The following is a 21,850-nucleotide window of genomic DNA, read 5'->3' as shown; positions in this document are numbered from 1 at the left end:
GCCCGTTAACCGCTTGGCCCGGTCGGGTCGGCAGCGTCACCTATCGGGAAGCTGACATTGCATAGCGTGTCGGTTGGCGAATAGTTGATATCTGGCGCATGATCGTTCGAGACGGTCTAATAGGTGGGACCGTATCCGAACCGCACAGTCTGGGACGTGAGGACACAGCATGGCAGCCACTGGCACAGCCACCAGCACTGAGAAGGGTCGCCGGATCGTCGGAGCCGAGCGTCAGACGCTCGCCAAGGACCTCGTCAAGCGGTACACCGGGGGCGAGAGCATCCGCGCGCTCGCGGCCTCGACCGGCCGTTCCTACGGGTTCATCCACCGGGTGCTCACCGAGTCCGGGGTGCAGTTGCGGCAGCGCGGCGGGGCCCGGCGTCGCAAGAAGGCGTGACCCGCCCAGCGCCGTCGATCAGCACCGCGACCCGGGCCGCCCGGTGACCGCCGAGGCGACCGGGGTCCGGCTGCAATGCGACGGGCCGGTAGCCACGGTCACCCTGTGCCGGCCCGACGTGCTCAACGCGCAGACCCCGGCGATGTGGCGCGCGATGAGCGATTTCTCCCGCGACCTGCCCGGCGACGTACGTGTCGTGATCGTGCGGGGTGAGGGCCGGGCGTTCTCCGCCGGCCTTGACCTCTCCGTCGCGGGTGCCACCGGGCCAGGTTCGTTCATCGAGCTGTCCGCGTTGCCCGAGGCGGAGTGCGCCGACCGGATCGCCGCCTTCCAGGGCGGGTTCAACTGGCTGCACCGCCCGGACGTGATCTCCGTCGCCGCCGTGCAGGGACACGCCATCGGCGCCGGCTTCCAGCTCGCGCTCGCCTGCGACCTGCGGGTGCTGGCCGAGGACGCGAAGTTCTCGATGGCCGAGGTCACGCTGGGCCTGGTGCCGGACCTGGCCGGCACGAAGCGCCTGGTCGAGCTGGTCGGCTATGCCCGCGCGTTGGAGATCTGCGCGACCGGCCGGCGGATGGACGCCGCCGAGGCGGACCGGATCGGCCTGGCCACCCTCGTGGTGCCGAACGCCGAGCTGGACGACGCCGTGCGGGACCTCACCGCGGGGCTCCTCGCCCATGATCGGAACGCGGTGGTGGAGATCAAGGCCCTGCTCGCCGGGGCGGCCGGGCGTACCCACGCCGAGCAGCAGCGGGCCGAGCGGGAGGCACAGACCCGGCGGCTGCGCGATCTCGCCGGCCGGGGCGAATAGTGCCGCTCGGGGCGAATAGTAAGGACCGCTCGGGAAGATTCGGGTTACGGACGAGGTTGTCGTAGTCGTCGGGAGAATTGACCCGACCTGTGCGAGATCCGTCAACCCGGAGGTGTGCGTGTCCAACCCGATGGCCGCTGGCGGCATGGGCGGTTGGAGCATGCTCCGGTCGATGCGCAGCCAGGACGAGATCTCCACCCACCGGCTGCAACGCGGGGTGGCTCGCCGCATCGTCGCCTTCGCCCGCCCCTACCGGCGGGACATCGTCATCTTCCTGCTGACCGTGATCGTCGCCGCCGTGATCGGGGTCGCCACTCCGCTGCTGGCCGGCGACGTGATCGACGCGATCACCCGGGGCGGCTCCGAGGCCGCCGCGCTGGTGATCCGGCTGGCCCTGTTCATCGCCGCGCTCGCGGTCGCCGACGCGCTGCTCTCGCTCGCCCAGCGATGGTATTCGGCCCGCATCGGCGAGGGCATCATCCTCGACCTGCGCACCCGGGTCTACGACCACGTGCAGCGGATGCCGTTGCAGTTCTTCACCCGCACCCAGACCGGTGCGCTCGTCAGCCGGCTCAACAACGACGTGCAGGGTGCCCAGCGGGCGTTCACCTCGACGCTCTCCGGCGTGGTCAGTAACGTGATCCAGCTGGTGCTCACCGCCGCGGTGATGCTCACCCTCTCCTGGAAGATCACCGCGCTCTCGCTGGTGCTGCTGCCGATCTTCATCATCCCGGCCCGGCGGGTCGGCCGGCGGCTGGCCGAGATCACTCGCGAGTCGTACAACCTCGACGCCAAGATGAACGCGACCATGACCGAGCGGTTCGGGGTCGCCGGCGCGCTGCTGGTGAAGCTCTTCGGCCGGCCGGAGGCGGAGGCCGGCCGGTTCGCCGCCCGCGCCGAGCGGGTACGCGACATCGGCATCACCTCCGCGATGTACTCGCGGACCTTTTTCGTCGCGATGCTGCTGGTGGCCTCGCTGGCCCAGGCGCTCACCTACGGCCTCGGCGGCTGGCTGGCGGTCACCGGCGACGTCAGCGCCGGCACCGTGGTGACCCTCGCATTGCTGCTCACCCGCCTATACGGCCCGCTCACCGCGCTGAGCAACGTCCGGGTCGACGTGATGAGCGCGCTGGTCTCCTTCGACCGGGTCTTCGAGGTGCTCGACCTGGAGCCGGCGATCCGGGAGCGGCCCGACGCGGTGCCGGTGCCCCGGCGCGCCGGCACGGTGGAATTCCGCGACGTACGTTTCCGCTACCCCAGCGCCGCGGAGATCTCCCTGGCGTCGCTGGAGGAGGTCGCCACGCTGGACCGTACGGTCAACGAACCGGTGCTCAAGGGGGTCTCCTTCCGGGTCGAGCCGGGGCAGATGGTGGCCCTGGTCGGCCCGTCCGGCGCCGGCAAGTCGACGCTGTCCATGCTGATCTCCCGCATCTACGACGTCACCGACGGGCAGGTGCTGGTCGGCGGGGTCGACGTGCGCGATGCCACCGCAGACTCGCTGCGCGACGAGATCGGCGTGGTCACCCAGGACTCGCACCTGTTCCACGAGACCATCGCGGAAAACCTGCGCTACGCCAAACCGGACGCCACCGACGACGAACTCTGGGCGGCGCTGGCCGGCGCGCAGGTCGCCGACCTGGTCCGGTCGCTGCCGGACGGGCTGGACACCACCGTCGGCGAACGTGGCTACCGCTTCTCCGGTGGCGAGAAGCAGCGCATCGCCATCGCTCGGCTGCTGCTCAAGGCACCGTCGATCGTGATCCTCGACGAGGCCACCGCGCACCTGGATTCGGAGAGCGAGGCGGCCGTGCAGCGGGCGCTGTCGGTGGCGCTGGCCGGGCGTACCGCCCTGGTGATCGCGCACCGCCTCTCCACCGTCCGTGACGCCGACCAGATCCTCGTCCTCGACGAGGGCCGGATCGTAGAGCGGGGCCGCCACGACGAGCTGGTCGCCGTCGGCGGCCTCTACGCCGAGCTCTACCGCACCCAGTTCGCGGTGGCCGACTCGCCCACCCCGTACCTCGACGCGCCCGGCCCGCAGCCGATCGTCATCCCGACCCGCGAGTACGTCCCCGACGAGGCGCTACCCCCCGCCGCCGCCAACTGACCGGCCGTGACGCGTGACGCGCCCGGCCAGAGCCGGTCGGCGACGGCCTCGGGTGGACACCCTGACCGGTCGGCTGGCGGCGGGCGCGTCCCAGCCGCTCGGCTGGCGGTGGCCGGCCGACCGTTCACTCCCGCTCGACCGCCTCGCGTAGCTCCGCGAAGGCGGCACCGAGGGTCTGCGGGGTGTAGTGCGCGTTCAGGCCGCTGGGGTTGGGCAGCACCCAGAGCCGGGCGCCGGCCAGCAGCTCCGGCTGCCGGCCGAAGGTCGCCTTCGGCCGGGCAAACCCGATCCGGTACGCGGTCACTCCGACCACGGCCACCCAGCGGGGCCGGTGCCGGGCCACCTTGCCGGCCAGTTCCTGCGCGCCGGTGATCAGCTCGGCGGGGGCCAGCTCGGCGGCGCGGGCGCTGGCCCGGCCGACCAGGTTGGTGATGCCGAGCCCGAGCGCGGTCAACTCGTCCTGCTCGCCGGGGTGCAGCAGGCGCGGGGTGAACCCGCCCCGGTGCAGCGCCGGCCAGAACCGGTTGCCGGGACGGGCGAAGTGCCAACCCGCCGCCGCCGACCACAGGCCCGGGTTGATCCCGACGAAGAGCACGTCCAGCCCGGGGGCGATGACGTCCGGGAGGGTCCGGTCGGCCGCCGCGGCCAGCTCCTCCCGGCTCGGCCGCGGATTCCGGCGGATCGGCGCTTCGTCGCGTCCCCGCCGGCGGGCCGGTTCGTCGCGGCTGCGCTGGTGGCTCGGCTCGTCGCCGGCGTGCCGGCGGGGTGGCCGCCCGCGGCCTGGATGTGGATCGCGGCCCGGTGCCGGTGCGGCGGTCACAGGCCGCGCAGCGCTCCGCCGTCGACCGGGATGGTCACCCCGGTGAGGTAGCTCGCCGCCGGGGAGAGCACGAACGCGGCCACCCGGCCGAACTCGGCGGGCTCGCCGATGCGGCGCAGCGGGATGCCGGCCTCCGCCTCGGCGCGGGCCCGCTCGGGGTCACCGGTGGCGGCGAAGAGTTCCCGGTTACGGTCGGTCAGGATCCGCCCCGGCAGCAGCCCGATTACCCGTACGCCCCGCGGGCCGTACTCGTCGGCGACGTCCTTGGCGACGCCGGCCAGGCCGGGGCGCAGCCCGTTGGAGATGCCCAACCCGGGCACCGGGCCGCGCGCCGAGGTGGAGAGCACCAGCGCGATCGCGCCGCCGTCGGGCAGCGCCGCCGCTACCGTCCGCACCGTCCGCAGGCTGCCCAGGAAGATCGTCTCGAAGGACTGCCGCCACTGCTCGTCGTCGATCGAAGCGGCGCTGCCCGGTGGCGGGCCGCCCACCGAGACCAGGGCGCCGTCCAGGCGGCCGAAGTGGCGCTGGGCGGCGGCCACCAGCAGCCCGGGCGTGGCCGGATCGGCCAGGTCGGCGGTGATGCCGACGGCCCGCTCCGGCCCGCCGAGGCCGGCCGTGGCGGCGGCCACCGCGTCGGCGTCCCGGGCGGAGAGCACCACCCGGGCGCCGTCGGCCACCAGGCACTGCGCGGTGGCGTAGCCGAGCCCACGGGAGGCGCCGGTGAGTACGTAAACCCGGTCGGTCAGTCCGAGATCCATGCCGTCGATCCTGCCGCAGTCCGCCTCGGTTCGGCATCCCGGGCCCGGCACGTGTTAAAAGGGGGCCCTTCCTCTACCGGAGGCGTTAATAGGGGGCCCTTCCTTGCAGGCGGGCGGGGCGGAGGAGGTGGGTTCGGCGGGCTAGTTGCACGGCGACTGCGCCGCCGGCCCGGCCGACGGCGGGGAGCCGGCGCGGACGTGGGGGGTGCCGGCCGTCGTAGCGGAAGGCGGCCTCCCGGAGGGCCAGCTCGTCGGCGCCCAGGTCCGGCAGCGCGTCGCGGGCCCGCAGCGCGCGGGCCAGGTCCCAGCCGTCGCGCAGGCCGCCAAGGGTGGGCCGATCCGCCGCCCATTCGACGAAGGCCGCCGGCCAGTTGGCAGCGAGCCCGGCGGCGAGCAACGGCCAGTGCCGGGCGACCTCACCGGCGCGCTTGCGCAGCAGCGCCGCGCGGGCGGCGGCCAGCGGCGCAGCGGCGAAGCCCGGCGGCGGCGGACCCCCGGCCACCAGCGCCGCCACCAGCTGCGCCTGCCGCTCCGCCAGCGATCCGGGGTCTGTTGGTCTGCGAGCGAGCCGGGCGCCGGCCGCTGCGCCAGCGAGCCGGAGGGCGCGGCGGGGTCGGTGCCGGCGGTGCTCATGTCACCACCGGGAACCCGCAGGCAGCGGCGACGGCGTCCAACTCGGCGCGCAGCTCGGCGGCGGGTGGGTAGTGCCCGTCGCGTTCCAGCAGCACCCCCGGCGGGCGCTGCCGGGCGCACAGCTCGGCGAGCAGGTCGAGCACCGGTGGGGGCACCGGGTCGGTGTGCGTGTCGTGGTAGAAGCCGCCCTGTTCGGCCCCGCCGGCCACGTGCAGGTAGGCGATCCGCTCCAACGGCAGCCGGTCCAGCAGGGCGAGCGGGTCGGTGCCCCGGTTGCGGGCGTTGGCGTGCACGTTGGCGATGTCGAGCAGCAGCAGCGCGTCGGTGCGCTCCAGGATCTCGCTCAGGAACGCCGCCTCGTCGAGTTCGTCGTCCGGCCAGTCGAACAGCGCCGCGATCGGCTCCAGCGCGATCGGTACCGGCAGGTCCGCCTGCGCCCGCGCGACGTTGGCGCAGACCGCGTCGACCGCCTCCCGGCTGCGTGGCAGCGGCAGCAGGTGCCCGGCCTCCAGGCCGCCGGCCCGGACGTAGGCGATGTGCTCGCTGACCAGCGGGGCCGCCATCAGCTCGGCGACCGCCGCCAGGTGGGCGACCCGGGCCGGTTCGACCGGCTCCGCGCCGCCGAGGGAGAGCCGTACCCCGTGTGGTACGACGGTCACGCCCCGTTCCCGCAGCTCGACCAGACCGTCCGGGGGCGGGCCGGCGGCCGGCACCGCCTCGGCGATCACCTCGACGAAGCGCAGGCCGGGCAGGTCGGCGACGAACCCGGCGATCTCCGGCCGCCAGCCGATGCCCACCCCGTGCAGGCCGGTCATCCGCCGCACCCGCCTCCGCCGCAGCCGCCCCCGCCACCACCGCCGCAACCGCCGCCACCGTCACTGGCGCCGGCGCTGCTGCCACCGCCACAGCTGCTGGTCGTGCCGGTGCCGCCGGCCGTCATCGCCTGGCGCTGGATCTCGGCCTGCTGGGCGAAGGTCGGGTCCATCGCCCAGAGTGAGGCGGTGCCGTAGAGCGCCACGGCCATCGCCAGCCCGCTCGCGCCGTAGACGGCGTACGCCGGGTTCGAGGCGGGCGCGAGGTGGCGGCTCCGCTGTCGCAGGCTCCGGATCGCGACGTCGGCCGACCGGGTCCGCCGTGGCACCCGGAGGAACAGCACCGCGGTCACCACCGCGAGCCCGCAGACGATGAACACGAGGTACCAGACCGGACGGCCGTTGGCCAGGCCGGCGGCGATCCGGGCGACGCCGAGCGCCAGCAAGGTGGCCAGGAACAGCGAGCCCAGGCGCAGCGCGGCTCGCCGTTCCGGGCTGACCAGCAGGCCATGGCGCGCCAGCCCGTCGCGCAGTTCGGTGAGGGCCCGGGCGACCCACTCGGTCTGTCGCAGCTGCCGGGCGGTGTGGTGCTGGCCGGCGGCGTAGTGGACGGCCCGGTCGAGCGGGGTGGCCCCCGAGGGTAGCGGGCCGTCGGCGGTCAGCTCGCCGGTCGACTTCACCCCGATCGCGCCCTGGCTGCGCAGGCTGCTGACCGAGGACCAGACCGCGAGATCCTCCCCGCCGTTGAGGTAGGCCACCTGCTGCGGGCCGATCTGGTCGGCGGTGGGTGCGGAGCGGCCGGACAGCAGGGCGCGGCGGTGCATCAGCACACCGGTGACCAGCACGACGGCCGCCACCAGATAGAAGATGAGGAAGGTCCGGCTCGGGACACCCCAGGTGTCCAGGTCTGCCGCGAAACCCGTCATGGCCTGCTCCTGTCGTGCGAGGGGAACGCGGCCTCATTGTGGAGCGGCGACGCCAGCGTACGGCCGGCGCGGTGGCCCAGTTACCTTCTCGTTACCTGACGGGTCAGCCCCGACGGACGGCCTCCTCGACCAGGTCGAGCACCGGGCCGAGGTCGCCGGCCGGGCGGCCCATCGCCAGGTGCAGCACCAGGCCGTCGTAGGCGAGCTCCAGGAAGCGGGCCAGCACGTCGATCGGTACGTCGTCGCGGAGCACGCCGGCCTCCCGCTGGCGGGCCAGGCGCTCCCGGGTCGCCTCGGCGATGGCCGCCGACCGTTCGGCCCAGCGCCTGGCGAAGGCCGGGTCGGTACGCAGCCGCCGGGACACCTCCAGTTGGCTGCCCAGCCAGCCCGTGGTGTCCGGGGAGACCGCCCGGGCGAGCAGGTCACGCATGACCTGGACCAGACCGTTGCGGGCGACCGTCTCGACCATCGCCGCCGCGTCGTCCTCGGCGACGGCGAGGAAGAGGGAGTCCTTGTCCCGGAAGTGGTGGAAGATCGCCCCTCGGGAGAGCCCGGTCGCCTCCTCCAGGCGGCGGACGGTGGCGCCCTCGTAGCCGTGCCGGGCGAAGCAGGCCCGCGCGGCGGCGAGGATCTCCTGCCGGCGGGCGTCGAGCTGGTCCTGACTTACTCTGGGCACAGTTGGATCGTGTCAGCTCACCTCGGGTAACGCAAACCGTACGTACGGCTTGTTTCCGGCCCGAGGGGTCACCGTAGACATCGGTGTCAGCCTGACACGAGCGCGTAACCTACGGCCCTGTCGGCGGGGTACCGGATTCCCGTAGGGTTCCCGAGTGCCGTTGCTCCTGCTGGATCTGGACAACACCCTGCTCGACCGGGCCGGGCCGTTCCGCACCTGGGCAGCGCGCTTCCTCGACGGCATCGGTGCCCCGCCGAACGACCTCGAATGGCTGCTTTCCATCGACGCCGACGGGCTCACCGATCGCTGGGACGTCGCGGACGCCATCCGGGACCGGTACCGCCTGCGCATCCCCTCCATCGACCTGGTCGAGGAGTTGCACGACGGGGTGGTGGAGTTCACCCGGCTCGACCCGTTGGTCGCCTGCGCGTTGCGGATCGCCGACGACGCCGGCTGGATGCCGGTGGTGGTGACCAACGGCGCGGTGCGCCTCCAGGACACCAAGATCCGGCGCACCGGGCTGGACCGGTACGTCGCCGACTGGGTGATCTCCGAGGAGGCCGGGGTCAGCAAGCCCAACCCGAGGATCTTCGCGCTGGCCGCCCAGCGGGTCCGGATGCCGCTGCGCGGGGCCTGGGTGATCGGCGACGGCCCGGAGGCGGACATCGGTGGCGCCACCGCGGTCGGGCTGCCCAGCATCTGGCTGCACCGGGGCCGGCCCTGGACGGACACCCGGTTCGCGCCGACCGCGACGGTGGACACGGTGATCGCCGCGGTCGCCGCGGTCATGGGCGCCTGAGTGGGCGTCCGGGAACGCCTGTTGCCGGTCGCTCTAAATCGGTTGACCCGGCGCGACGTCGGCGCGAGCATGGTCGGCGCATCGTGCATCCCGGGCCCGCGCCCGGTCGAGGAGAGGGGGTCGGTCATGGCCGTCTTCGCAGGTCACTTCCTGCCTCCATTCACCTCGAACAAGGGACGACCAGCGCAGTGCGCGATCACGACTTCCCGTCGCCGGAGCGCCGGGGCCGCGGCAGGCGCCGCTTCGACGACGACGAACCACACTTCCTGAAGCACGGCCGGGCAACCGGCCCCACCCCGGCCGACCCCGACGACGAGCCCGACCCGGAGACCGGCGCGGTCTGGTCGTCCTGGGACGGAGCCGTGCACGGCCCGCAACCGCACCCGGCCTGGCTGATCACCGAGTTGGCCGCGAAGGACACCGAACTCGGGGTGCTCAAGACCGGCAAGGAGGCGGACGTCCACCTGGTCCGCCGGGCCGTCCCCGGCACCGACCGATCCTGCCTGCTGGCGGCGAAGCGCTACCGGGACCCACGGCACCGGCTCTTCCACCGGGACGCCGGGTACCTGGAGGGACGCCGGGTGCGCCGGTCCCGGGAGATGCGCGCGATGGCCGGCCGGACGGCGTTCGGCCGCGAGATGATCGCTGGGCAGTGGGCGGCGGCCGAGTTCGCCGCGTTGGCCCGGCTCTGGGAGATCGGTGAGCGGTACGGCACGGTCGCCGTGCCGTACCCGGTGCAGCTGCGGGGCACCGAGCTGATGCTGGAGTTCCTCGGCGACCCCGACGGGGGCCGGGCCGCGCCCCGGCTGGCCGAGCTGCGCCCGGCCGCGGCCGAGCTACGTGAGCTGTGGGGGCAACTGGTCGAAGCCCTGATGGTGCTGGCCCGGGCCGGGTACGCGCACGGCGACCTGTCGCCGTACAACCTGCTCGTGAACGCCGGGCGGTTGGTGCTGATCGACCTGCCGCAGGTGGTCGACGTGGTGGCGAACCCGCAGGGGCGGGACTTCCTGGCCCGGGACGTCCGGGTCGTCGCCGCCTGGTTCGCGGCTCGGGGCCTGCCGCCGAGCCTGGTGGACCCGACCGTGCTGACCGAGGCGCTCTCCCGCGAGGCGGGCCTGCGCTGATCAGCGGGCTCCGGGTGGCGGACGGACCGCCATCCGGAGCTCAGGCCGTCGGCCCGGCGGTCGAACCCGCCGTCGCCGCTACGGCGCTCACTGCAGGTAGCGCTCGACCTCGGGCACCGGGCGGGCGCCCTGGGCGTCGGGGTCGCCGTGCGCCTGCCGGGCGGCCCGGCGGCGGCGGAGCAGGTCCCAGCACTGGTCGAGGGATTCTTCCAGCTCACGCAGGCGGGTGCGGGCCTCGTCGTCGGTGCCCGCCTCGTTGGCCTGGGCTGTTGCCCGCAGCCGGTGCTCCTCGTCGACCAGATCGGAGATCCGGCTCAGGATGGTCGTGTCGTCCATGCCCCTGAGCCTGGCACAGCGAGGCGGGCTATGTCCGGATTCCCCCCGGCGAAGCCGCCGGGCAGCCGTGACGCCGGAGCGCGTCGGGCGCGGGCGGCAATGACGTAGATCACCAGGGGAAACTCCAGCGTCGCGGGTGAGCGCGGGCCGGTGCGTCGCCCGGTCGGGCCCGACCACCGCCCTCCGTGCCCGCACTCCGCCCCTGAGCAGGGAAAACGTCGCAGCGGCCGGAGCGGCGGCGGGTTGCCGCCAGATCGGGCGGCGTGCGGCGAAATCCCAGGTGAAGCCGCTTCCACGCGGCTTCTGGTGTGGACAGCGGGAATGTCGACCATGAAGATTTCTCGGCACGCGACTAGTGAGGACTGCTATTGCGGTGTCATGCTCATTGCAACCGTGGCATTTCACAGAGTGACGCCCCGCACCCCTGGGGCCTGTGCAGGTGGGAGACAACCACAAATGTCCGTCCAAACCAGACGAGCGGGATCCGTACCCCTACGACATGTTCTGCCTGGTCTGCTCCGTGATCCAGCACGGGCCCTGATCGACACCGGCGAACGATCCGGCGGTGAGGTGGTCAAACTCAACCTCGGCTCGTTCCGCCCCTTCCTTGTCACCCACCCCGACCATCTCCAGCGGGTACTGCGGGAGAGATCCGAGAACTACGTACGGGCCGGCGACGGTCTACAGTGGCGTCCGCTCAAGCGGCTCTTCGGCGAGGGCATCCTGAGCGACGGTGAACACTGGACCAACAGCCGGCAGATCCTCCAGCCGCTCTTCACCGCCCGGCGCATCGACGGGCTGGTCGACCGCCTCGCCGTCGCGATCGAGGACGCCATCGACGAGCTGGCCGAACCGGCGCGGACCGGCGCGCCGGTGGACATGGGCACCGTGCAGGCCCAGATCGTCTGCCGGGCGGTCATGCGGGTCTTCTTCGCCGACAAGATCACGGTGACCGACGCCATGCGGATCATGAAGGCGCAGGACGCCATCGCCCGGTCGGTGATGCCCCGGATCCTCCTGCCGTGGGCGCCGCTGGCCGCGCCGATGCCCGGCGACCGGACCTTCCGCCGCGCCGTGCAGCTCATCGACGACGTGCTGCTGCCGACCGTCCGGGCGGCGCGCGACACCGCGCACGAGGATGCCGACGACATCATCTCCACGCTGTGGCGGGGGCGCACCGAGGACGGCGGCCAGCTCGACGAGCGCCAGGTGCGCAACGACACCGTGGCGATGGTCGCCACCACCACCGAGACCACGATCAGCGTGCTCACCTGGCTCTGGCCGCACATCGAGCAGGATCCGGCGATCGCCGCCCGGCTCTACGCGGAACTCGACGAGGTGGTCGGCGACCAGCCGGTACGCCGTGAACACCTGCGCGAGCTGCGCTACACCCGCCAGGTGCTCGACGAACTGCTGCGGCTCTACCCGATCGGCTGGCTCTTCCCGCGTACCGCGGTCGAGGAGGACGTCGTCGGCGGAGTCCGGATCCCGGCCGGCGCCACCCTGGTGGTCAGCCCACTGATCACCCACCGGATGTCGACGTTCTGGGACCGGCCCGAGGTCTTCGACCCCGACCGGTTCAGCCCGGAACTGGTCCGCGCCCGGCCCAAGTACGCGCACTTCCCGTTCGGCGGCGGCCCGCACCAGTGCATCGGGATGCATCTGTTCTATCTGGAGGCGACGCTGATCGTCGCGACCCTGTTGAGCCGGTTCCGGTTCCGGCTGCGCCGTCCGGGCGTACCCGGCATCAAGGTGGCGGCCGCGTTGCGTCCCCTCGACCGGGTCGAGGTCACCCTGCGACCGGTGCAGGGTCTCGCGGCGTGAACTCCCTGACCACGATGCCGGCCACCGTCGGCGATCAGATGACCATGGCCGCGGAGCAGGGCCGGATCTGTGCCCTCGCCGCCAAGGGGCAGCGTGACCTGGCGGCGGTGGCCGCCGCGTACCCCGAGCTGTTCCCGGCCCGGCCGTTCGACGCGGCGCTGTTCGGCAACGTGGCGATGGCGATCGCCTTCGGCGCGCCCTGGTGCGACCTTGACCAGCTGCGCATCACCAACCGGGCGGTGCTCTGGGGGTTCGCCGTCGACTGGCTGGTCGACCACGAGGCCCGGAGCCGCGACGAGATCGACCGGCTGACCGCCCGCTGCCTCGCGGTGCTCGACGGCGACGCGCCGGCCGACGGCGACCAGCTCGGCGCCTTCCTCGCCGAGCTGCGCGACGAACTCGCCACCGGGCCGGCCTTCGCCGCGCACCGGCACCGCTGGCGGGAGGAGACCCGCACGGTGCTCGCCGCGATGGCCCGGGAGTGGGACTGGAAGCAGCACCCGGACCGGTTGCCCGGCTTCGAGGAATACCTCGACAACGCCGCCAACCTGGCCTGCACGGTGGTCAACGTGGTGCACTGGATCCACGCCGGCGACCCGGCGACGCTGGCGCACCTGGACGCGCTGCTGGCCGCGAGCGACCAGGTGCAGCGGATTCTGCGCCTGGTCAACGACCTCGGCACGTACGAGCGCGACCTGCGCTGGGGAGACCTCAACGCGCTGCTGCTGGTGCCCCGCGCCGACGTCGAACAGCGGATCAGCCAGCTGGTGGCGGATGCCCGCGAGCTGCTCGCGCCGTTGCACGGGAGATGTCCGGTCGCGGCGAACTACCTGGCCCGGCAGATCGGCTTCAGCAGCGGCTTCTACCGCTCCACCGACTTCTGGGGCGAGTCGTGACCGCCCCCGCCGTCGCGGCCCCCACCGGCGCGGAGCCGGCGCTGACCGGCGCGGTCCGCGAGCTGGTCACGCAGCTGGAGCGGGAACCGCACGGGCAGGTGAGCAACTCGGTCTACGAGACCGGCCGGCTGGTCGCCGACGCGCCGTGGCTGGCCGGGCACGGGGAACGGCTGGCGTACCTGCTCGGGGAACAGGGCGTGGACGGCGGCTGGGGCCCGCCGGGCGGGTACGCGCTGGTGCCGACGGCCAGCGCGGTGGAGGCGTTGCTCGCCGTGCTCGGCCGGGCCGACCGGGCCGGGCCCGCCGCTCCAACCCGCGCCGCGCTCGTCGCCGCCGCGTCGCGTGGGGTGGCCGCGCTGGCCCGGCGGCTCGGTCAGGGCGGCGCCCTGCCGGACACCCCGGCCGCCGACCTGATCGTGCCGACCCTGGCGATCCGGATCGACGGGCACCTGGCCCGCCTCTCCGACGAGGCCGGCGGGCCGCTGCCCGGCGCCCTGCGCCCGCTGCCCCCGGTGGACCGGCGGCGGGTCGACGCGGTCGACGCGCTGCTGGGCGCCGGCCGGCCGGTGCCCAGCAAGCTGTGGCACGCGTACGAGGTGCTCGGTCCCGCCGCCGCCCGCCACGACGTCGCCCCGATCGACGGCGCGGTGGGAGCCTCACCCGCGGCGACCGCGGCCTGGCTGGGCCACCGGAGCGGCCCGGAGCGCGCCGCCCGGGCCTACCTTGACGCCGTGGTGGCCCGGCACGAGGGCCCGGTGCCCTGCTGCATCCCGATCACCGTTTTCGAGCGCTCCTGGTGTCTGGCCACCCTGACCCGGGTGGGCCTGCCGGTCCGGCCGTCGCCGGAGCTGGTGGCGGAGTTGGCCGCCGCACTCGGGCCGCACGGCGCGGCGACCGGGCCGGGACTGCCCGCCGACGCCGACACCACCTCGGCCGCGCTGTACGCCCTCGCCCGGCTCGGCCACCCGGTGGACCCGGCGAGCCTGCGCCACTACGACCTGGGCAGCCACTTCTGCACCTGGCAGGGGGAGGACGGGCACTCGGTCACCACCAACGCGCACGTGCTGGAGGCGTTGGGCTGGCACGCCCGGCACACCCGGGACGGCGCCGACCGGTACGCGGCCCGGGTGGCGGCGCTGGCCGGTTGGTTGCGCGACATCCAGCAGCCGGACGGCGGGTGGGCGGACCGGTGGCACGCCTCGCCCTACTACGCGACCTGCTGCGCCACGCTGGCACTGGCCGGCTATGCGCCGTCCGAGGTGTCCGGGGCGGCCGTCGACCGCGCGTTGGACTGGGTGTTGGCGACCCAGCGTGACGACGGTGGCTGGGGACGCTGGTCGACGACCGCCGAGGAGACGGCGTACGCGGTGCACGTGCTGCTCGCCGCCGGCCGTCCGGCCCGACCCGGGGTGCCGGAGGCGGCCCGCCGGGCCCTGGCGCACCTGCGCGCCGACCTGGCCGGGCATCCGCCACTGTGGCACGACAAGGATCTTTATGCGCCGCTGCTCATCGTGCGGGCGGCGATTCTCGCGGCGCGCAAACTCGCTTTCGCGGCGGGGGTGCCGGTGGCGGACGGTTTACCGACGACACGCGGTAGCGGGGCCACCAGGGCATGATCACCACCGCTTGAGTTGATGCTTTGACGCTGTTAGCGTGCGCCGGGGTCGGTGCGCGCAAAATGCACTCCTGACTGACCGATCAACTAGCTCAGGGCCAGGGACGGTGTAATGGGTTCCCGCAGTTCGAATCTGCGTACCAAGGTCGTGGCACTGCTGGCCTCGCTGGTGGCACTCTGGTCCTTCACGGCCTGGGTAACCGTCCGGGATGGAGTCAACCTCGTCGGCGTGCAGGCGCTGGACGTCAAGGTGTTCGACCCCACCGAGCCGCTGCTGCTGCAACTCCAGCTCGAACGGCGGAGATCACTGGTCTATCTGGGGCGGCCGGACGACGCGCAGCGCGGGGAGTTGAATCAGCTTCGGCAGCGTACCGACGAGCTGGCCGCCGAGTTCGCCAGGTCGACCGACAACTGGCAGGTCAGCCTGCTTGGCAGCAACGACTTGCAGCGCCGGATCTCGGCCCTCAACCAGGGGTTGGCTGTGCTGCCGGAGACCCGCACGGCCGTCGACGGGCGCAACATCGGCCGCAGCGAGGCCGGGGCGGCGTTCACCGAGCTGATCGAGTCGATCTACCAGGTCTACGACGAGCTGGGCAACCTCGACGACGACGAGGTCGCCCAGAACACCGCCGATCTGATCCGGCTCAACCGGGCCCGCGAGCTGATGTCCCAGGAGGACGCCATGCTCGCCGGTGTGCTGGCCGCCGGCCGGATCACCTCCGCCGAGCGGGCCGAGTTCACCCGGGTGGTGGGCGCCCGCCAGTTCCTCGCGGAGCAGGCGGTCGTCCGGCTGCCCGACGCCGACCAGCGCCGTTACGCGCAGATGTCCGACGGGATGAATTTCCGCCGGCTGGCCGACATGGAAAACAAGATCATGGTCGGCTCCGGCACTTCCCGGTTGCCGTTCACGGCGAGCGAGTGGGCCGACGTCACCGGCCCGGCGTTGATCGAGATCGCCGACGTGGTCCTGGCCGGCGGTGACGACGTCGTCAGGAGCGCCACCCCGGTCGCCATCGGGGTCATCATCCGGCTGGTCCTCGCCGCCGGTCTCGGTCTGCTCGCGGTCATCGCCTCGGTGGTCGTCTCGGTCACCACCGCACGTGCCCTGGTGCAGCAGTTGCAGCGGCTGCGTGACGCCGCGTTCCAACTGGCCAACGAGCGGCTGCCGAGCGTGGTGGAGCGGCTCGGCCGCGGCGACCAGGTGGACGTCGCCAAGGAAGCGCCGCCGTTGCAGTTCGGTGACGACGAGATCGGCCAGGTGGGTAAGGCCTTCAACGTCGTGCAGGAAACCGCTATCCGGACCGCGGTGGAGCAGGCCGAGCTGCGCCGGGCCGTACGCGAGGTGTTCCTCAGCCTGGCCCGGCGTACCCAGGCGCTGGTGCACCGCCAGCTCACCCTGCTCGACGCGATGGAACGGCGCGAGCACGACGCGGAGGAACTGGAGGACCTGTTCCGCGTCGACCACCTGGCCACCCGGATGCGGCGCAACGCGGAGAACCTGATCGTGCTCTCCGGCTCCACACCCGGCCGTGCCTGGCGGCGCAGCGTGCCGATGGTGGACGTGGTCCGCGGCGCGGTCGGCGAGGTGGAGGACTACACCCGGGTCCAGGTGCTGCCGATCAGCGGGGTGTCGCTGGCCGGACGGGCGGTCGGCGACGTGATCCACCTGCTCGCCGAGCTGATCGAGAACGGGCTCTCCTTCTCCCCGCCGCACACCACCGTGGAGGTGCGCGGGCAACTGGTCGCCAACGGGTTCGCCATCGAGATCGAGGACCGCGGCCTGGGCATGACCGAGGAGGACCTGGCCGCCGCCAACCACCGCATCGTGGACCGGTCCGAGCTGAACCTCGCCGACGCGTCCCGGCTGGGGCTCTACGTGGTGAGCCGGCTGACCGACCGGCACGGCGTGCGGGTGCAGCTCAAGGAGTCCGCGTACGGCGGGACGACGGCCGTGGTGCTGATCCCGAGCAGCTTGATCATCGCGCACGAGACCGAGCCGAGCGCGCCGGGCGAAACCCGGGCCGAGACCCCGGCGCTGGCCGCCCGGCCGGCCCCGGCCCACCCGGCGGAGCGGTCGGCCACGCCGCTGGCACTCGCCGCGCCGGCTGCTTCGCTGGCCGAGACGGACACCGGAGCGGCCGAGGAGGAAGCCCCCGCCGGATCCGGTGTGGACGCGCCGACGGAGATCCAACTCGGCCCCGCCGACGGCGCCGACGACACCGGGCTGCCGACCCGGTCCCGGCGCCGGCCCGGGCACTCCGCGCTGGACGGGCCGACCCTCGCGATCGGGCTGCCGATCAGCACGCCGTCGAGCGGTGACGGGCTGCCGCAGCGCCCCGTCGACGTCGGCGCGGGCGGCGGCGAGCCGGTCGACGCCGCGACCACCGCCGGATCCCCACCGCCGGGCACTGCGGTCGCACCGGCCGCGTCGGAGGGCGCCGGGTCGGCCCCGACCGCGCCCGGCGGTGCCGACCCGGCCGACCTTGAGCCGAGCCGCACCGAGTCTGGCCTGCCGGTCCGGGTCCGGCAGGCCAGCCTCGCGCCGGCGCTGCGGGTCGAGCCCGGGCAGGTGGTGCAGGGCAACGAGGTGATCCGCGAACCCGAACAGGTCCGGCGCATGATGAGTTCGTACCAGACGGGCACCCGGCGTGGACGCGACGACGCCGCGCGTCTGCTCGGTGGTGGCGGTCGGCGTGACGCGGACGAGCCCGACGACGCTGACCAACAGGCGACCTGACCGAGACGGTGGCCCGGCGATCCGGGCGACCGCCGGTCAGGCCCAGATGAGCACGGCGAAGAGCCGGGGGAGAAGAGGACGACGAAGTGGCGCAGAAGACGGCTTCGAGTGCCGACCTGACGTGGTTGCTGGACGACCTGGTCGGCCGGGTCAAGCAGGCCGAGCACGCGGTCGCGCTGTCCGCCGACGGTCTGCTGATGGCCTCCTCGCAGGGGCTCAGCCGCGACGACGGCGAGCATCTGGCGGCGATGGCGGCGGGCATCCAGAGCCTGGCCCGCGGTGCGGGCAAGCGGTTCGGTGGCGGGCAGGTGCAGCAGACAATCATCGAGATGCAGTCGTCGTTCCTGTTCGTCACAGCCGCCGGCCGCAACGCCTGCCTCGCGGTACTGGCCACTGAGGACGCCGACGTGGGACTGATCGCGTACGAGATGGCCATGCTGGTGACCCGGGTCGGCAAGTACGTCGCGTCGCCGTCACGATCAGCCGAGCAGACCAGCGGGGAGAAGTAGCCCACATGACGGTGCAGGGAGAGTCCGCCGACCACCAGTGGGTGGACGACCACGCCGGTCCGGTGGTTCGTCCGTACGCGGTGACCGGCGGCCGGGCCCGCCCGGTCACCGGTACGTTCGACCTGATCTCCCTGGTGACGGCGACCCGTAAGGACGTCTCTCCGGAGATCGGGCTGGGCCCGGAGCATCTGGCGATCGTCGGCCTGTGCCAGCGGATACAGTCCGTCGCCGAGATCGCGGCACACCTGGACCTGCCGGTGGGCACCGTGCGGGTCCTGCTCGGCGACCTGGTGGCGCGCAATCTGGTACAGATCCGGGAGCCGCACACCACCGTCGGTATTCCCGACCACAGCATCTTCGAGGCGGTTATCAATGGACTACGGGCACTCTGAGCGGCCGCCGGGAGCGGGCGCGCTGCCCACTGCGATCAAGATCCTGGTCGCGGGCGGTTTCGGGGTGGGTAAGACCACGCTGGTCGGCGCGGTCAGTGAGACGCGTCCGTTGCGGACCGAGGAGGTGCTGACCGAGACGGGGGTCGGCATCGACGACCTCTCCGGCGTCGAGACCAAGCGGACCACCACCGTGGCGATGGACTTCGGTCGGATCACCATCAGCGACGACCTGGTGTTGTACCTCTTCGGCACCCCGGGCCAGGACCGGTTCTGGTTCGTCTGGGACGAGCTGGCGCTCGGCGCGATCGGCGCCGTGGTGCTGGCGGACACCCGACGGCTGGCCGACTGCTTCCCCTCCATCGACTACTTCGAGGAGCGGGGCACGCCGTTCCTGGTCGCGGTCAACTGCTTCGAGGGTGCCCGGAAGTTCCGGCTCGACGAGGTGCAGGCCGCGCTGAACCTCGACCCCGAGGTCCCGGTGCTGCTCTGCGACGCCCGACGCCGGGAGTCGGCCAAGGAGGTGCTCATCACCCTGGTGGAGCACGCCATGAAGACCCGGGACGCGCGCCGCCGCGCCGAGTGACCCGGGCCCGCCCACCCTCGCCGCCCACCCGGCGCGCCCGCCCCGGCAGCGGCCAGACGAAGGCCAGAAGACGGAGGGCTCCTTCCCGCTCGCGGGAAGGAGCCCTCCTGGCCGTGCTACGTCAGCTGGCGATCATGCGTCGCAGCACGTACTGCAGGATGCCGCCGTGCCGGTAGTAGTCGGCCTCACCCGGGGTGTCGATCCGCACCACCGCGTCGAACTCCACGCCGCTGTCGGCGGCGACCCGCACCGTACGCGGGGTCGAGCCGTCGTTGAGCGCGGTCACCCCGGTGATGGTGAACGTCTCGGTGCCGGTCAGCCCCAGCGAGTCGGCGGTCTCGCCGGCCGGGAACTGGAGCGGGAGCACCCCCATGCCGATGAGGTTGGAGCGGTGGATCCGCTCGTACGACTCGGCGATGACCGCCCGCACGCCCAGCAGCATGGTGCCCTTGGCCGCCCAGTCCCGCGACGAGCCGGAGCCGTACTCCTTGCCGGCCAGGATGACCAGCGGGACGCCGGCCTGCTGGTAGGTCATCGAGGCGTCGTAGATCGAGGTCGTCTCGCCGGTCAGGTGGTTGACCGTGAAGCCGCCCTCGGGGAGCGGAGCTCCCGCAGCTGGCCCGGTGCCGGGAGTCCGCAGTTGATTACGCAGCCGGATGTTGGCGAAGGTGCCCCGGATCATCACCTCGTGGTTGCCCCGGCGCGAGCCGTACGAGTTGAACTCGTGCCGCGGCACGCCGTGCCCGGCGAGGTACTCGCCGGCCGGGGAGTCGGCCTTGATGGAGCCGGCCGGTGAGATGTGGTCGGTGGTCACCGAGTCGCCCAGCTTGGCGAGCACCCGCGCGCCGGCGATGTCGGACACCGGCTGAGGCTGCTGCCGCATGCCCTCGAAGTACGGGGGCTTGCGGACGTAGGTGGACTCGCCGTCCCAGGCGAAGGTGTCCCCGGTCGGGGTCGGCAGCGACTGCCAGCGCTCGTCACCGGCGAAGACGTCGGCGTACGCGGCGCTGAAGCCGGTGGCGCCGATCGCCGAGGCGATGACGTCCTGGATCTCGGCGGTGCTCGGCCAGATGTCGCGCAGGTAGACCGGCTTGCCCTCGCTGTCCTCGCCGAGCGGCTCGTTGGCCAGGTCGATGTCCATCGTGCCGGCGAGCGCGTACGCGACCACCAGCGGCGGGGACGCCAGGTAGTTCATCTTGACGTCCGGGTTGATCCGGCCCTCGAAGTTGCGGTTGCCGGAGAGCACCGACACCACGGCGAGGTCGGCCTCGTTCACCGCGGCGGAGACCTCCTCCGGCAGCGGGCCGGAGTTGCCGATGCAGGTGGTGCAGCCGTAGCCGACCAGGTGGAAGCCGAGCTTCTCCAGGTACGGCGTGAGGCCGGCCCGCTCGTAGTAGTCCATGACGACCTTCGAGCCGGGCGCCAGGGTGGTCTTCACCCACGGCTTGCGGTTCAGGCCCTTGTCCACCGCGTTGCGGGCGAGCAGCGCCGCACCGATCATCACCTGCGGGTTGGAGGTGTTGGTGCAGGAGGTGATGGCGGCGATCACCACCGCGCCGTGGTCCAGCTCGTACTCGTTGCCGTCGGCGCCGGTGACCCGGATCGGGTTGCTGGCCCGCCCGCCCGAGCCGACGGCGGCGGTCACCAGGTCACGCGGGGCGTCGGCCGGATCGTTGACCTCGTTCGCGGGCGAGTCGCTGGCCGGGAACGACTCGGCGCTGGCCTCGTCGGCCGGGCCGGCGGTGCCGAAGGGCGGGTTGGTGCGGAGGCCGCCGCGGGCGTCGGCGTCGCTGCCGGTCTGGTCCGCCGCGACGTAGTCGGTCAGCGCGGAGCGGAACAGGGTCTTGGCGCTGCCCAGCGGAACCCGGTCCTGCGGACGCTTCGGGCCGGCGAGCGACGGCTCGATGGTGCCCAGGTCCAGCTCCAGGTGCTCGGAGTACTCCGGCTCGGCGTCCGGGTCGTGCCAGAGGCCCTGCTCCTTGGCGTACGCCTCGACCAGCGCGACCTGCTGCGGGTCGCGGCCGGTCAGCTCCAGGTAGCGGACGGTCTCGGCGTCGATCGGGAAGATCGCCACGGTAGAGCCGTACTCCGGGGACATGTTGCCGATGGTGGCCCGGTTGGCCAGCGGCACCGCGCTCACGCCGGGGCCGTAGAACTCGACGAACTTGCCGACCACGCCGTGCTTGCGCAGCATCTCGGTGATGGTGAGCACCAGGTCGGTGGCGGTGGTGCCGGCCGGCATCTCGCCGGCGAGCTTGAAGCCCACCACCCGGGGGATCAGCATGCTGACCGGCTGGCCCAACATGGCCGCCTCGGCCTCGATGCCGCCGACGCCCCAGCCGAGCACGCCGAGGCCGTTGACCATCGTGGTGTGCGAGTCGGTGCCGACCACGGTGTCCGGGTACGCCTGGCCGCCCCGCTCCATCACCGTACGGGCCAGGTATTCGATGTTGACCTGGTGCACGATGCCGGTGCCCGGCGGGACCACCTTGAACTCGTTGAACGCGCTCTGCCCCCAGCGCAGGAACTGGTAGCGCTCCTTGTTGCGGGCGTACTCCAGCTCGACGTTGCGGGCGAAGGCGTCCTCCCGGCCGAAGAGGTCGGCGATCACCGAGTGGTCGATGACCAGCTCGGCGGGGGCGAGCGGGTTCACCTTGGTCGGGTCGCCGCCGAGGTCGCGGACGGCCTCCCGCATGGTGGCCAGGTCGACCACGCACGGCACGCCGGTGAAGTCCTGCATCAGCACCCGGGCCGGGGTGAACTGGATCTCGACGTTCGGGTCCGCGGTCGGGTCCCAGGCGCCGAGCTGGCGGATGTGCTCGGCGGTGATGTTCGCGCCGTCCTCGGTCCGCAGCAGGTTCTCCAGCAGGACCTTCAGGCTGTAGGGGAGCCGCTCGTGCCCCTCCACCTGGCTGATCTTGAAAATCTCGTAGCTCGCGTCTCCGACGCGCAGCTGGGTCTTCGCACCGAAGGTGTCGAGGCTCGCCACGTCGTACTCCTTCACACCAGCGACCGTGAGTAGTCCTGAGCAGTCTGTCGCACCGGCTGGAGGGCCGCCGTGGTTAGGCAACACTTACCGCCGATTCTCACTATCA

20 protein-coding genes are annotated in these 21,850 nt (G+C 72.7%); 12 read left to right on the top strand and 8 right to left on the bottom strand.

The genetic code is table 11. The features are described from left to right. Positions 1-169 precede the first annotated feature (169 nt). From ACQPYA_RS22270 to ACQPYA_RS22260, 3 genes are all read left to right on the top strand, one after another. Positions 170-397 (top strand): helix-turn-helix domain-containing protein, encoded by a 228-nt coding sequence (locus ACQPYA_RS22270; protein ID WP_007072022.1) that lies wholly within the window; start codon positions 170-172, stop codon positions 395-397. Between the two features lie 43 nt (positions 398-440). Further along, on the top strand, positions 441-1,208 hold the full coding sequence (locus tag ACQPYA_RS22265; protein WP_433529032.1) for an enoyl-CoA hydratase/isomerase family protein: 768 nt from the start codon (positions 441-443) through the stop codon (positions 1,206-1,208). 130 nt (positions 1,209-1,338) lie between these two features. Further along, positions 1,339-3,315, top strand: a complete 1,977-nt coding sequence (locus ACQPYA_RS22260; protein ID WP_433533570.1) for an ABC transporter ATP-binding protein — start codon at positions 1,339-1,341, stop codon at positions 3,313-3,315. Between the two features lie 124 nt (positions 3,316-3,439). Here the strand turns inward: ACQPYA_RS22260 and mug are convergent, their stop codons facing one another. The 6 genes from mug to ACQPYA_RS22230 form a co-directional block, all read right to left on the bottom strand. Next, entirely contained in the window at positions 3,440-3,997 is a 558-nt protein-coding gene (mug, locus tag ACQPYA_RS22255) for a G/U mismatch-specific DNA glycosylase (protein WP_433533569.1), read from the bottom strand. 134 nt (positions 3,998-4,131) lie between these two features. Continuing rightward, a complete protein-coding gene (locus ACQPYA_RS22250) occupies positions 4,132-4,893 on the bottom strand; it encodes an SDR family oxidoreductase (RefSeq protein ID WP_433529031.1) in 762 nt (253 codons plus the stop codon). 85 nt (positions 4,894-4,978) lie between these two features. Beyond that, complete coding sequence (locus ACQPYA_RS22245) at positions 4,979-5,410, bottom strand: hypothetical protein (RefSeq protein WP_433533568.1); 432 nt, start codon at positions 5,408-5,410, stop codon at positions 4,979-4,981. Between the two features lie 112 nt (positions 5,411-5,522). Further along, the gene (locus ACQPYA_RS22240; RefSeq protein ID WP_433529030.1) at positions 5,523-6,341 is read right to left on the bottom strand and encodes a DUF692 domain-containing protein; all 819 of its coding nucleotides are present in this window, start codon (positions 6,339-6,341) and stop codon (positions 5,523-5,525) included. Continuing rightward, entirely contained in the window at positions 6,338-7,264 is a 927-nt protein-coding gene (locus ACQPYA_RS22235) for a TIGR04222 domain-containing membrane protein (RefSeq protein WP_433529029.1), read from the bottom strand. The genes ACQPYA_RS22240 and ACQPYA_RS22235 overlap by 4 nt, the downstream gene beginning before the upstream one ends. A gap of 103 nt (positions 7,265-7,367) precedes the next feature. Then, positions 7,368-7,940 (bottom strand): TetR/AcrR family transcriptional regulator, encoded by a 573-nt coding sequence (locus ACQPYA_RS22230; RefSeq protein WP_433529028.1) that lies wholly within the window; start codon positions 7,938-7,940, stop codon positions 7,368-7,370. 154 nt (positions 7,941-8,094) lie between these two features. Here ACQPYA_RS22230 and ACQPYA_RS22225 point away from each other — a divergent pair, with 154 nt between their 5' ends. Further along, positions 8,095-8,739: an HAD family hydrolase gene (locus ACQPYA_RS22225; protein WP_433529027.1), complete on the top strand. Its 645-nt coding sequence runs from the start codon at positions 8,095-8,097 to the stop codon at positions 8,737-8,739. Positions 8,740-8,927: 188 nt separating this feature from the next. Further along, positions 8,928-9,863 carry an RIO1 family regulatory kinase/ATPase domain-containing protein gene (locus ACQPYA_RS22220; RefSeq protein WP_433529026.1) on the top strand — a complete coding sequence of 312 codons (936 nt, stop codon included), beginning with the start codon at positions 8,928-8,930 and terminating at the stop codon, positions 9,861-9,863. A gap of 87 nt (positions 9,864-9,950) precedes the next feature. Here ACQPYA_RS22220 and ACQPYA_RS22215 read toward each other — a convergent pair whose 3' ends face one another. Beyond that, complete coding sequence (locus ACQPYA_RS22215) at positions 9,951-10,199, bottom strand: DUF2630 family protein (protein ID WP_433529025.1); 249 nt, start codon at positions 10,197-10,199, stop codon at positions 9,951-9,953. Positions 10,200-10,655: 456 nt separating this feature from the next. Between ACQPYA_RS22215 and ACQPYA_RS22210 the strand changes: the two genes are divergently transcribed. From ACQPYA_RS22210 to ACQPYA_RS22180, 7 genes are all read left to right on the top strand, one after another. Next, positions 10,656-12,023, top strand: coding sequence for a cytochrome P450 (locus tag ACQPYA_RS22210; protein ID WP_433529024.1), 1,368 nt, complete (start codon positions 10,656-10,658; stop codon positions 12,021-12,023). A gap of 14 nt (positions 12,024-12,037) precedes the next feature. Continuing rightward, positions 12,038-12,919, top strand: a complete 882-nt coding sequence (locus ACQPYA_RS22205; protein ID WP_433533567.1) for a terpene synthase family protein — start codon at positions 12,038-12,040, stop codon at positions 12,917-12,919. Further along, entirely contained in the window at positions 12,916-14,535 is a 1,620-nt protein-coding gene (locus ACQPYA_RS22200) for a prenyltransferase (RefSeq protein WP_433529023.1), read from the top strand. Before ACQPYA_RS22205 ends, ACQPYA_RS22200 begins: the two co-directional genes overlap by 4 nt. A 111-nt stretch (positions 14,536-14,646) precedes the next feature. Next, the gene (locus tag ACQPYA_RS22195) at positions 14,647-17,271 is read left to right on the top strand and encodes a nitrate- and nitrite sensing domain-containing protein (RefSeq protein ID WP_433529022.1); all 2,625 of its coding nucleotides are present in this window, start codon (positions 14,647-14,649) and stop codon (positions 17,269-17,271) included. Positions 17,272-17,357: 86 nt separating this feature from the next. Next, positions 17,358-17,780, top strand: a complete 423-nt coding sequence (locus ACQPYA_RS22190; RefSeq protein ID WP_433529021.1) for a roadblock/LC7 domain-containing protein — start codon at positions 17,358-17,360, stop codon at positions 17,778-17,780. 5 nt (positions 17,781-17,785) lie between these two features. After that, a complete protein-coding gene (locus ACQPYA_RS22185; RefSeq protein ID WP_433529020.1) occupies positions 17,786-18,172 on the top strand; it encodes a DUF742 domain-containing protein in 387 nt (128 codons plus the stop codon). After that, the gene (locus ACQPYA_RS22180; protein WP_433529019.1) at positions 18,153-18,755 is read left to right on the top strand and encodes a GTP-binding protein; all 603 of its coding nucleotides are present in this window, start codon (positions 18,153-18,155) and stop codon (positions 18,753-18,755) included. Before ACQPYA_RS22185 ends, ACQPYA_RS22180 begins: the two co-directional genes overlap by 20 nt. A gap of 121 nt (positions 18,756-18,876) precedes the next feature. Here ACQPYA_RS22180 and ACQPYA_RS22175 read toward each other — a convergent pair whose 3' ends face one another. Further along, positions 18,877-21,759 (bottom strand): aconitate hydratase, encoded by a 2,883-nt coding sequence (locus ACQPYA_RS22175; protein ID WP_433529018.1) that lies wholly within the window; start codon positions 21,757-21,759, stop codon positions 18,877-18,879. Positions 21,760-21,850 lie beyond the last annotated feature (91 nt).

This window comes from Micromonospora sp. CA-263727 (genome assembly GCF_050942455.1).
Taxonomy (GTDB): domain Bacteria; phylum Actinomycetota; class Actinomycetes; order Mycobacteriales; family Micromonosporaceae; genus Micromonospora.
Note: the sequence above shows the minus strand (reverse complement) of the source record. Positions and strands in the feature narration are given on the sequence as shown.

Bases quoted from the DNA above. Each gene is read 5' to 3' on its own strand.
- ACQPYA_RS22270 (WP_007072022.1), top strand. From the start codon at position 170: ATGGCAGCCACTGGCACAGCCACCAGCACTGAGAAGGGTCGCCGGATC.
- ACQPYA_RS22260 (WP_433533570.1), top strand. From the start codon at position 1,339: ATGGCCGCTGGCGGCATGGGCGGTTGGAGCATGCTCCGGTCGATGCGC.
- ACQPYA_RS22250 (WP_433529031.1), bottom strand. From the start codon at position 4,893: ATGGATCTCGGACTGACCGACCGGGTTTACGTACTCACCGGCGCCTCC.
- ACQPYA_RS22240 (WP_433529030.1), bottom strand. From the start codon at position 6,341: ATGACCGGCCTGCACGGGGTGGGCATCGGCTGGCGGCCGGAGATCGCC.
- ACQPYA_RS22235 (WP_433529029.1), bottom strand. From the start codon at position 7,264: ATGACGGGTTTCGCGGCAGACCTGGACACCTGGGGTGTCCCGAGCCGG.
- ACQPYA_RS22215 (WP_433529025.1), bottom strand. From the start codon at position 10,199: ATGGACGACACGACCATCCTGAGCCGGATCTCCGATCTGGTCGACGAG.
- ACQPYA_RS22210 (WP_433529024.1), top strand. From the start codon at position 10,656: ATGTCCGTCCAAACCAGACGAGCGGGATCCGTACCCCTACGACATGTT.
- ACQPYA_RS22205 (WP_433533567.1), top strand. From the start codon at position 12,038: ATGCCGGCCACCGTCGGCGATCAGATGACCATGGCCGCGGAGCAGGGC.
- ACQPYA_RS22195 (WP_433529022.1), top strand. From the start codon at position 14,647: ATGGGTTCCCGCAGTTCGAATCTGCGTACCAAGGTCGTGGCACTGCTG.
- ACQPYA_RS22185 (WP_433529020.1), top strand. From the start codon at position 17,786: ATGACGGTGCAGGGAGAGTCCGCCGACCACCAGTGGGTGGACGACCAC.
- ACQPYA_RS22180 (WP_433529019.1), top strand. From the start codon at position 18,153: ATGGACTACGGGCACTCTGAGCGGCCGCCGGGAGCGGGCGCGCTGCCC.